General features: G+C 27.9%; 10 protein-coding genes. All 10 read left to right on the forward strand.

Going from position 1 to position 10,008, the window contains the following annotated elements:
• The first annotated feature begins 8 nt into the window (after nt 1-8).
• The 10 genes from mreD (at nt 9) to L3B98_RS22205 (ending at nt 9,905) form a co-directional block, all read left to right on the forward strand.
• Nucleotides 9-500: a rod shape-determining protein MreD gene (gene mreD / locus L3B98_RS22160; protein ID WP_238918277.1), complete on the forward strand. Its 492-nt coding sequence runs from the start codon at nt 9-11 to the stop codon at nt 498-500.
• The gene (locus tag L3B98_RS22165) at nt 497-3,457 is read left to right on the forward strand and encodes a penicillin-binding transpeptidase domain-containing protein (RefSeq protein ID WP_238918278.1); all 2,961 of its coding nucleotides are present in this window, start codon (nt 497-499) and stop codon (nt 3,455-3,457) included. The genes mreD and L3B98_RS22165 overlap by 4 nt, the downstream gene beginning before the upstream one ends.
• 111 nt (nt 3,458-3,568) lie before the next feature.
• Nucleotides 3,569-4,249: a DNA/RNA nuclease SfsA gene (gene sfsA, locus L3B98_RS22170; RefSeq protein ID WP_238918279.1), complete on the forward strand. Its 681-nt coding sequence runs from the start codon at nt 3,569-3,571 to the stop codon at nt 4,247-4,249.
• A 194-nt stretch (nt 4,250-4,443) separates the two neighbouring features.
• Nucleotides 4,444-5,106, forward strand: coding sequence for a septum site-determining protein MinC (gene minC, locus L3B98_RS22175; RefSeq protein ID WP_238918280.1), 663 nt, complete (start codon nt 4,444-4,446; stop codon nt 5,104-5,106).
• A 22-nt stretch (nt 5,107-5,128) separates the two neighbouring features.
• Nucleotides 5,129-5,929, forward strand: coding sequence for a septum site-determining protein MinD (minD, locus tag L3B98_RS22180; protein ID WP_015395285.1), 801 nt, complete (start codon nt 5,129-5,131; stop codon nt 5,927-5,929).
• 14 nt (nt 5,930-5,943) lie between these two features.
• Nucleotides 5,944-6,213, forward strand: coding sequence for a cell division topological specificity factor MinE (minE, locus tag L3B98_RS22185; RefSeq protein ID WP_238918281.1), 270 nt, complete (start codon nt 5,944-5,946; stop codon nt 6,211-6,213).
• Nucleotides 6,214-6,489: 276 nt separating this feature from the next.
• Nucleotides 6,490-7,620, forward strand: a complete 1,131-nt coding sequence (locus L3B98_RS22190; protein ID WP_238918282.1) for an FtsW/RodA/SpoVE family cell cycle protein — start codon at nt 6,490-6,492, stop codon at nt 7,618-7,620.
• 184 nt (nt 7,621-7,804) lie between these two features.
• Nucleotides 7,805-8,251 (forward strand): hypothetical protein, encoded by a 447-nt coding sequence (locus L3B98_RS22195; protein ID WP_238918283.1) that lies wholly within the window; start codon nt 7,805-7,807, stop codon nt 8,249-8,251.
• A 111-nt stretch (nt 8,252-8,362) separates the two neighbouring features.
• The gene (locus L3B98_RS22200; RefSeq protein WP_238918284.1) at nt 8,363-9,223 is read left to right on the forward strand and encodes a site-2 protease family protein; all 861 of its coding nucleotides are present in this window, start codon (nt 8,363-8,365) and stop codon (nt 9,221-9,223) included.
• Between the two features lie 76 nt (nt 9,224-9,299).
• Entirely contained in the window at nt 9,300-9,905 is a 606-nt protein-coding gene (locus tag L3B98_RS22205) for a zinc dependent phospholipase C family protein (protein ID WP_238918285.1), read from the forward strand.
• Nucleotides 9,906-10,008: the final 103 nt, after the last annotated feature.

Here is a 10,008-nt window from a genome sequence, read left to right on the forward strand (position 1 = left end):
GTTTTTAAATGGAAAAATTAATTATTATTTTAGTTTCTATAGGATTAGTTATATTAGATAATTCATTAGTTCCGTTTTTTTCAATAAAGGGTGCTTACCCTAGTTTATTATTTACCTTTGCTATAACATTTTCGCTGATTAATAAAAAAGAGAAAGCAGTTTTTGTTGGTGTTGTTAGTGGAGTGTTGCAGGATATTTTCTTTTTCAATGGATTTGGAGTAAATTCATTAGTAAATTTATTATTATGTCTTTTAGCTAGTATAATTGGAGCTGGAATAATAAAAAACAAAAGGTTAATACCTGTTATTTTGACCTTTTTCATTACAATAATAAAATACATAGCTATTTTTGCAATATTTCACTTACTAAATATGGAAGTTGATTTATCTAAAAGTATTATTATGGGAATTTACAATGCAGTAGTGATGTTTTTTGTATATAAGATTGTTATTAAGATATATGATGATGAATATACAAAACAAAGGTGGAGGTTTAAATGATAGTAAGTAAACCAATAAAGAAAAAGAAAAAGAAAACTTCGCGATATACTGTTTTGTGTATTATTATGGGGGTTATATTTACAGCCATAATATTAAAATTAGTATATCTTCAAGTATATAATTATCAGGAATATAAGGAAAGAGCAGATATAACATCAACAAGATTTATTGCAGATAAAGCTCCAAGAGGGAAAATATATGACGACAAGGGAAATATTTTAGCAACTAGTAGACAGACATATACTATTACCTATACAAAGACAGAAGACGCAGATAAACATTTTTATGAAACTATGAAGGAACTATTTAAAATATTGGATGAAAATAATGAAACAGTTCAAGATACATTGCCATTAAAAATAGATGGTAATAATAATATATATTTTGAATACTCAAGCAATAATAAGGATTCTCAAAATGCTGAGGAATTAAGATTTAAAAAAGATAGAGGATTAAATGATTCCTTAAAAAACAAGTTGTTTAAAAATGTTGAAGAATTATCAGATGCTCAAAATGCTCAGTTAGATCAGGAATTAATGAAAATCACACCAGAAGATTCATTTTATTTTTTAGTAAGAGCATATAATATGATTCAACTTGTGGATCCAAATTATAATGACAAAAACAAGGCTAAGATATATGCTAATATGTCTGACAAGGAATTGACAGAAGAAATTATCAAGCAAGGATATTCCTTAAATGATATTAGAAGATATATGGTTGTGAAGGATGCTATAAAAATTCAAAGTGTTAAAGGATATAGATCAGTAACACTTGCAGAAAACATTAAAAAGGATACATCTTTAATAGTTATGCAAAAACAATTTGATTTATCTGGAATAAATGTAAGCTTGTCTCCGATAAGAGATTATCCATATAAGAATCTAGCTTCTTCAGTTTTGGGTTATGTGTCTTCAATTAATGATACTCAAAAAGAAAAATATGAACTTAAAGGATATGATGTTTCATCAGATTTAATTGGACAGTCAGGAATAGAATCTGCTTTTGAAGACCAATTAAAGGGTGTTAAAGGTGGATCAACAATTAAGGTTAATTCCCAAGGACGTAAAACACAAACTTTGTTTGAATTGGAGCCTTCACCAGGAAATGATGTTCACCTTACTATAGATAGAGATGTTCAATATGCAGCAGAACAAGCTTTTGCTGATGGAATTCAAAATATAAGAAATAATACTAAAAGTGATTTAGATGGGCATAGCTTTTTAAATGCAACTAGAGGAGCTTTAGTTGCAGTTGAAGTTAAAACTGGAAGAATAGTAGCTTTAGTAAGTTACCCTAACTTTGATCCTAATTTGTTTGCAGTTCCTGGACAGATGACATCTGAGCAGAGAAATCAATTTTTTAAGCCAGACTATGAAGCTTTTGGAAAAGAATATGTAAAAAGAATGGGATTAAGTAAAAGTGTTGATGAATTATTCAAGGATTCAAATGGAAATTGGAGTGACATACACGATTTGTATCCAAAGCCTACTTATAATTATGCAACTATGTCACAGATTCCACCAGGATCTACTTTTAAGCCTTTAACGGCTATTGCGGGACTTGAATCAGGGGCAATTACTCCAGATTCAGTTATAAATGATGTTGGTGAATTTAAGATACATCCAGAAATATTCGGTACAGCATTTGGTCCAAAGGGATTAGAAGGTCCAACTGGACCAACAACATTAACAAGAGCTATTGCTCAATCTATAAACTTTTATTTTTATGAAACTGCCACAAGAATGTTTACAAATGCAGGAGGGAAAAGTAATTATACTACTGCATTAGATTCTCTTGCAAAATATGCTTGGAAATTTGGATTGGGGTATGATCCAAACACCAATCAAAAGGGCTCAACAGGCATAGAAATAGGAGAAAGTTTTGGGCAAACATATAACTTTAAATCATGGAAAGAACTTCAGATGTCTTATGCTAAGCTCAATTTAGTACAAATTTTAGAAAAAGATTGTGAGTATTATGGAAATACATTTGTGCCATTTGATATAAGAATATCAGATAGTGATAATAAGGAAGTTGAAAAATCCAAAAAAGCTATAAAAGATAAGATTGCGGAGAATTTAAGCAAAGTTGGTACAGATGATAATTCTATACAAACTCATGAGGAATTCATAAAAAGCATCAAAGGTGATGTTTTAAATATAATGAATAATTCTGATAAGTATAAACAAAATGTTGCTGATTATGAAGCAAGAACAGGAAAAAAGGTAAACTTAGAATCACAGGCTTCTACTATTACAGAAGTAATAGCACAATTTACAATTAATGATGAAGTTGGTGCAATAAAATCACCGGCGCAGATTGTTTATGCATCTATAGGCCAAGGGATGAATAACTTTACTCCATTACAATTGGTATCATATATATCAACATTTGCAAATGGAGGAACAAGATATAAACTTCATTTAGTTGATAAGATTACTGATACTAATGGAAATGTAGTGCAGGATTTTAAACCAGAAGTATTAAATAAAGTCCAAATGTCACCAAGTACGAGGAAAGCAGTAGAGGAAGGAATGACAGCTGTTAATAGTGAAGAAGGTGGTACAGCAAGTACTGTTTTTGGAACATTCCCAATAAAGACTGCAGGTAAAACTGGTACAGCCGATGTTTCAACAGACCAAAGGGACTTTGGAAGAGATCCTTATGCAACTTATGTAAGTTATGCTCCAGCAGATGGAAACAGTGAACCTGAAATAGCAGTAGTTGCAGTTGTGTTTGATGGTGGACATGGAAGTAATATTGCTTCAGCAGTTAAAGCAGTTTATGAGGCTTATTTTAAGGATAGATTACTACAAAAAGATCCTAACTATGCTTCTAAATCAGATACATTTAAAAAGTACGTTGTTGATAATCCATACAATAAAACAGCCGCCACATCGCAACAAAGTAATGCTAGTACAGGAAGTACATCAGCAAATACCAAGGCAAATTAAAATTAATCTAAATGTACAAAAATAATAAATATCTCTATTAGGAATAAGAATGATTGAAAATTGTTTGTTTGATCCTAATAGAGATATTTTCATATTATTAAGAGGTGGAAAATGAAATATAGTAATATTTTTAAAGGAAAATTTATATCAAGACCTAATCGATTTATAGCATATATAGAAATTGATGGATGCACAGAAGTATGCCATGTTAAAAACACAGGTAGATGTAAAGAACTATTGATTCCTAATGTGGAAGTTTTTGTAGAAAAGAACGAAAATCCAAAAAGAAAAACAAAATTTTCACTTATTGCGGTCAGAAAGGGAAATAGAATAATTAATATGGATTCACAAGTTACTAATAAAGTTATTCATGAATGGATATTAAAGGGAAATCTATTTACAGAGGTTACTCTAATTAAACCGGAAACAAAATACGGTAGTTCTAGATTTGACTTTTACATTGAAACCAAAAAAGGAAGAGCATTTATAGAAGTAAAAGGCGTAACCCTTGAGAATGAAGGAATTGTAAAATTTCCAGATGCACCTACTGAAAGAGGTGTTAAGCACATAAAGGAACTTTGTGAAAGCATAAAGGAAGGTTTTGAGGCTTACATAATATTTGTAATACAAATGAAAGATGTAGTGCATTTTGAGCCAAATGCAGAAACACATAAAGAATTTGCAGATGCATTAAAAGAAGCTAAGGAAAAGGGTGTTCACATACTTGCCTTAGACTGTGAAGTTACAGAAGATACAATTGATATAATGGATTACGTTAAAGTTATAGTATAAAAAATTAAAATGTATATTTATAATTCAGTATATTTATAGAATAATAAACTTTTTTGTGTAATTTTATTAAATTTACTCAAAAATAATTGAAACATATATACAAAAATAGTTATTTAAATGATATAATTTTAAGGAGGTTGCTATTTGCAAAAGATTTAACTATTTTAACCTGCAAAATTCGTTGGAGGTCATCAATGTATAATAATGATGGAATTTTAATAAAAGGTAATAAAGATGGAATAAATACTACTATTCATATGAATAGCTTTGCTTGTTTTGAAGATATGCTTTTACTGCTCATAAAAAAGCTTTCGAAAGGAAAACATTTTTATAAAGATACAACATTGGTTTTAAGAATAGATTTAAAGTCTATTAATAAAAAGCAGGTGGAAACTCTTAAGGAAACTTTATTGACAGAAATAGAGTTAAAAGATATCGTGCTAGAAGATATTGAAAAAGAAATAGAAAGTGAACAAGTATCGAAAAAAGAAACTAAAATATTTTCAGGTGTATATGAAGGAAAAACAAAATTTATACGGAAGACTGTTAGAGGTGGCGAATGTATAAATTATAATGGAAATATAGTTATAATTGGAGACATAAATAGTGGCGCAGAAGTGTATGCTACAGGAAATGTAATTGTTTTAGGACGTATACGAGGAAAAGTAATTGCAGGAGCTAACGGAAATACCAAAGCAGTAATTGCAGCATTTTTATTACAGCCAGAAATATTGAAAATTGCAGATGTTATAGCAATATCACCAGATGATATTGAAAAACCCAAGTATCCAGAATTAGCAAAAATAAAAGATGGGTTTATAATAGTTGAACCATATCTACCAAATAAATATATATAAGAATGTTGAAGGGAGTTTTTTTATGGGAGTATCTATAGTAATAACATCAGGCAAAGGTGGAGTTGGAAAAACAACCACTACTGCTAATATTGGAACTGCTTTAGCTTCATTAGGGAAAAAAGTAGTTGTTATTGATGGAGATACAGGTCTTAGAAATTTAGATGTATTATTAGGATTAGAAAATAGAATTGTATATACAATTATCGATGTTATAGAAGGAAGATGTAGATTAAAGCAAGGTCTTATAAAAGATAAGAGGTTCTCAAATTTATTTCTTTTACCTACAGCACAAACAAAGGATAAAGATGATATAAGTCCTCAAGAAATGTTAAAGATAGTTAAGGAACTTAAAGAAGAATTTGATTATGTATTAATTGATTCGCCAGCTGGAATTGAACAAGGTTTTGAAAATGCAGTAATTGGAGCAGACAAAGCAATTATTGTAGTAAACCCTGAAATTACATCTGTTAGAGATGCAGACAGAGTTATTGGGAAGCTTGATGCAAAGGGATTAGACGATCATGCAGTTGTAGTTAACAGATTAAATTATGAAATGACTAAAAATGGTGATATGCTTGATGTTTCTGATATCATTGAAACTCTTTCAATAGAATTATTAGGAGTTGTACCTGATGATAGAAATATCACTATTTCAACAAATAAAGGTGAACCTATTGTATTAGAAGAAGGCGCATTTGCTGGACAAGCGTTTAAAAATATTGCTAGAAGAATAACTGGAGAAGAAGTGCCGCTTATGAATTTACATATTGAAGAGCAACAAGGTTTTTTTAGCTCTTTAAAGAAGCTATTTAAGCGCAATTAGAGGAGGAAGTAAAGATGGGTTTTTTTAAGAATTTTAATAATAAACCAACGCCTAAAGAAGTTGCAAAAGATAGATTGAAGTTGATTTTAATACATGATAGGGGAGAAATTGCTCCAGAGATTATTAGTAAGATAAAGGAAGAAATTTTAGAAGTAATATCTAAATATATTGATATACAAGTTGATGATGTTGAGATATCTGTAAATAAAAGTGGAGATGAAGAAGGGGAAAACTCTTCTGCATTAGTAGCTAATATTCCTATTAGAAATATACGCGGAAGATAATATAATTCTTAATATCTAATATAATAAGCATCATACTAAGGAAGAATAAGTTTTGTTCTTTAGTATAATGCTTATTATATTTTTGTAATTCAATATAGTTATTTAAAAGATAAAAATGGAAAAGTATTTAAAAATTATTACAAATTTATTATGTTTTATTTACTGGTTCTAATTAGTGTGGAGAATATAGATATAATAATGTATAATTAATAGGAATTAAGGTATGAAAATATATTTAGTTTGAAATATATTTTTTAGTAACTTGGAGGTGAAATATTGTTTAGATTATTGAGGTTAGATTCAAGATTAATTAAGGAAATGGATAAGACTTTACTATTTTCCTTAATTCTTTTAATTTTATATGGTACGTTGAATATTTACTTATGTACAAAAGGACAGTATGGACAATTTTATGCAAAAGCACAATTTTTTTGGATTGTAGTATCTATTGTTGTATTCTATATTTTTATGGTAGTAGATTACACTATAATATTTAATTATGTGCCTATAATATATTGGGGTGTTGTAGTCCTTCTCATATTGACAAGGATTCCAGGGATTGGAGTAGTTATAAAAGGTGCAAGAGGATGGATTAGTCTTGGATTTTGTAATATTCAACCATCAGAATTTGCGAAATTTGCAATTATTCTTATGCTGGCTAAGAAGTTAGATGAGATGGATGGAAAAATAAATGATGTTAAAAACTTTTTTATACTAGCATTTTATTGTATAGTTCCAGTAGCCTTTATTGTAGTCCAACCAGATATGGGAATGAGTATGGTATGTTTCTTTATAGTTTTAGGGATTTTTTATACTATGGGTTTTGATATAAGAATTATAACCGGTGGTTTAATGTGTCTGGTTTTAGGAATAGTATTAGTATGGAATTCAGGTTTGATAGAACACTATCAAAAAGCAAGATTTACTGCATTTTTGAATCCATCGGTTGATGATGCATCAACTTACCATTTAAATCAATCACTAATTGCAATTGGCTCAGGAGGAGTTTTGGGAAGTACTCCATCATTAGCAGAAAATGGAGTTTCTACTTATGCAGCGCAGAATGTACCAGAAGTTTGGACTGATTTTATTTTTGCAGCTATTGCTGGTCAATGGGGATTTTTAGGGGCTGTTTTATTATTAGTTCTTTATGGATTCTTGATATATAAAATGATTTCTATAGCAAGAACTTCAAAGGATATATTTGGTTCTGTTATATGTGTAGGGATAATTTCATATTTTCTATTTGCTATATTACAAAATATTGGGATGACAATAGGATTGGTTCCTATTACAGGAATAACATTACCCCTTGTAAGTTATGGAGGAAGTTCGCTAGTTTCAACAGTGGCTTCAGTAGCAATGGTTGTAAATGTTGGAATGAGACGTAAAAAAATAAATTTCTAAAATAATATAAATACTCTTTTGTTGATTATTACATAATTATATTGTAATAGAAGCAAAAGGGTATTTTTTAGAAGTAAATATACAATGAAAATCATATTATTAATATACTTATTAAAATTTTATCTTCATAATTTTATTTAATATTAAATATAATTTAATAATGATGAATTTGGAGGAATGTATTATGAGTGCGTATAGATCAGCGTATGAGGAATATTATAGAAATATAAATAATGAATCAAAAGGTAAAAATGATATAAAGAAATATTCAATATTTAGAAAGAAAAGCGTTAGTTCTGATAATTCAAAGTATGGCTTTAACTTTAAAAATCGAGATAAAATTGTAGAGTATTTAATGAAGAGAATAATTAAGGAAGTAACTGGAGCAACAATAATATTAATTTTCTTTACAGGATTAAAATATATTCAAACTGATCAAATTAAAGAAATGCATACTAAATGTAAGCAAGCATTAAATTATAATATTAACTATACTGATTGTGTAAATACAATCAATGAAATTAAAATTGGAAATATAAAAGGAACAGATTTAAAACTAGAATATATAAAAACACAAGCATATAAATTTATGGAATATATAAAAACAAGTAGTACTATGCAAAATCAATAATCTATTATAGTAAGATTATACATAATTTTGTACGCTATTATATATTTATGTTTTCCATTTTTTGTTTTTATATTGCAAAATATTTTTATAGCAATATTATAGGGGTTGAAAATGAAAAGATGGTATTTTGTAGTTATTATAGAAATCTCAATATTTATGTGGCTTGGAGATTTTAAAGTTAATATCCTTTTAAGTTTTTTATGGGTTATATTGCATGAATTTACACATATAATAGTTGCTAATAATTTTGGATGTAAGTTCAATAATTTTTATATTAGCATCTTTGGCGCAAAAGCTGAATTAATTGATATTGATGAACTAAATGAAAGTAAAAAAATAATTCTATATGCAGCTGGACCTTTTTTTAATATTTTTATGGCTATTGTTTTGGCTTTTTTAAGTGAGTATTTTAACTATGATTTTATTAGTAATAGTATAATGATTAATTTATGTTTAGGTTTATTTAACTTACTGCCGGCTTATCCATTAGATGGAGCTAGATTGTGTGAAATATTATTATCAAAAAGATTTTTGTATAAGAAGTCAAAAAAAATTACTGAAATTTTTAGCTTTGTTATTTCAATAGTATTTTCTGTAATATTTATAATAACAATTATTCTATTACATAAGGTAAACTTAAGCTTATTTCTTGCAGTAATATTAATAACATATGCAACCTTTATAGAAAGAGAAAAAACTATGTATATAATAATGGGAGATATAATAAGGAAAGTAAGAAAGTTAAAGAAACGTAACTACATAGAAAATAAATCTATTTCTGTATATTACAAAAAAGGTTTAGTAAATGTATTAACTTTAGTTGATAAGAATAAATTCAATAGTTTTTATGTGTTGAATGATGATATGGAGTTAGTTGGAATAATTCATGAGGATGAACTTATTAAAGCTTTGAAGGACTATGGAAACATCTCTTTAGAAGAATATATGCACATGAGAAAAAGAGAACATTAACAAAAAATAACATGGAAGTAATAAAGATTTAACCTGACTATTTTATAATTAAATAAAAATAGTAGGAGTGAATAATATGGATACTTTACTTCATGGAAAAATAGGCTATACCTTAGGGAAGGAACTAATAAGTAAAGGATATTCTATGATTGATACAATATCTTTTGTTTATGGGAGTATATTACCTGATTTGAGTTTTAAATATAGAAGGACAGCTCATAGAAAAAGTAGAGATTGGAATATTGTTTTAAATATGATAGATGAAATTATTTATAATAAAGGAAAAATAAATATAAATTTATCAATTAAGCTAGGAATATTAACGCATTACCTCTGCGATTTTTTTACTTTTCCTCATAATGAAGTGTTTAAGAAAAATATTATTTGTCACGAGTTATATGAACAGTCTCAAAGGATGTTGTTATGGAATAAGCTTCCAAAGATTTGGGATGAATGTAAGAATGAAATAGACGTTGAGTTAAAATCTACAAAGGAAATTATAAATTATATTGAAGATATGCATATGATTTATAAAAATAACATTGGTGATAAAAAAAGAGATATATTATTTAGTAATATATTGGTTAGAGTAGTTTGTATATCATTATTGAAGATTAGAAATAATCGAAAAGTAATTACATTAGATGAAAAAATTAATGAAACAGATATTATGGCAATTTGAATTATTAAAAAATAAGGCTAGTAATTAATTTGAAGTTGTAAGATGAAAGTAGACATTAAAAAAGTATGTCTACTTTTTTGTTATAATAAAAAATAAGAGGATG

It is taken from the genome of Clostridium sp. YIM B02555, assembly GCF_022320955.1.
Lineage (GTDB): Bacteria > Bacillota > Clostridia > Clostridiales > Clostridiaceae > Clostridium > Clostridium saccharoperbutylacetonicum.

Coding starts and splice junctions, on each gene's coding strand:
- mreD (WP_238918277.1), top strand. CDS start 9: ATGGAAAAATTAATTATTATTTTAGTTTCTATAGGATTAGTTATATTA.
- L3B98_RS22165 (WP_238918278.1), top strand. CDS start 497: ATGATAGTAAGTAAACCAATAAAGAAAAAGAAAAAGAAAACTTCGCGA.
- sfsA (WP_238918279.1), top strand. CDS start 3,569: ATGAAATATAGTAATATTTTTAAAGGAAAATTTATATCAAGACCTAAT.
- minC (WP_238918280.1), top strand. CDS start 4,444: ATGTATAATAATGATGGAATTTTAATAAAAGGTAATAAAGATGGAATA.
- minD (WP_015395285.1), top strand. CDS start 5,129: ATGGGAGTATCTATAGTAATAACATCAGGCAAAGGTGGAGTTGGAAAA.
- minE (WP_238918281.1), top strand. CDS start 5,944: ATGGGTTTTTTTAAGAATTTTAATAATAAACCAACGCCTAAAGAAGTT.
- L3B98_RS22195 (WP_238918283.1), top strand. CDS start 7,805: ATGAGTGCGTATAGATCAGCGTATGAGGAATATTATAGAAATATAAAT.
- L3B98_RS22200 (WP_238918284.1), top strand. CDS start 8,363: ATGAAAAGATGGTATTTTGTAGTTATTATAGAAATCTCAATATTTATG.
- L3B98_RS22205 (WP_238918285.1), top strand. CDS start 9,300: ATGGATACTTTACTTCATGGAAAAATAGGCTATACCTTAGGGAAGGAA.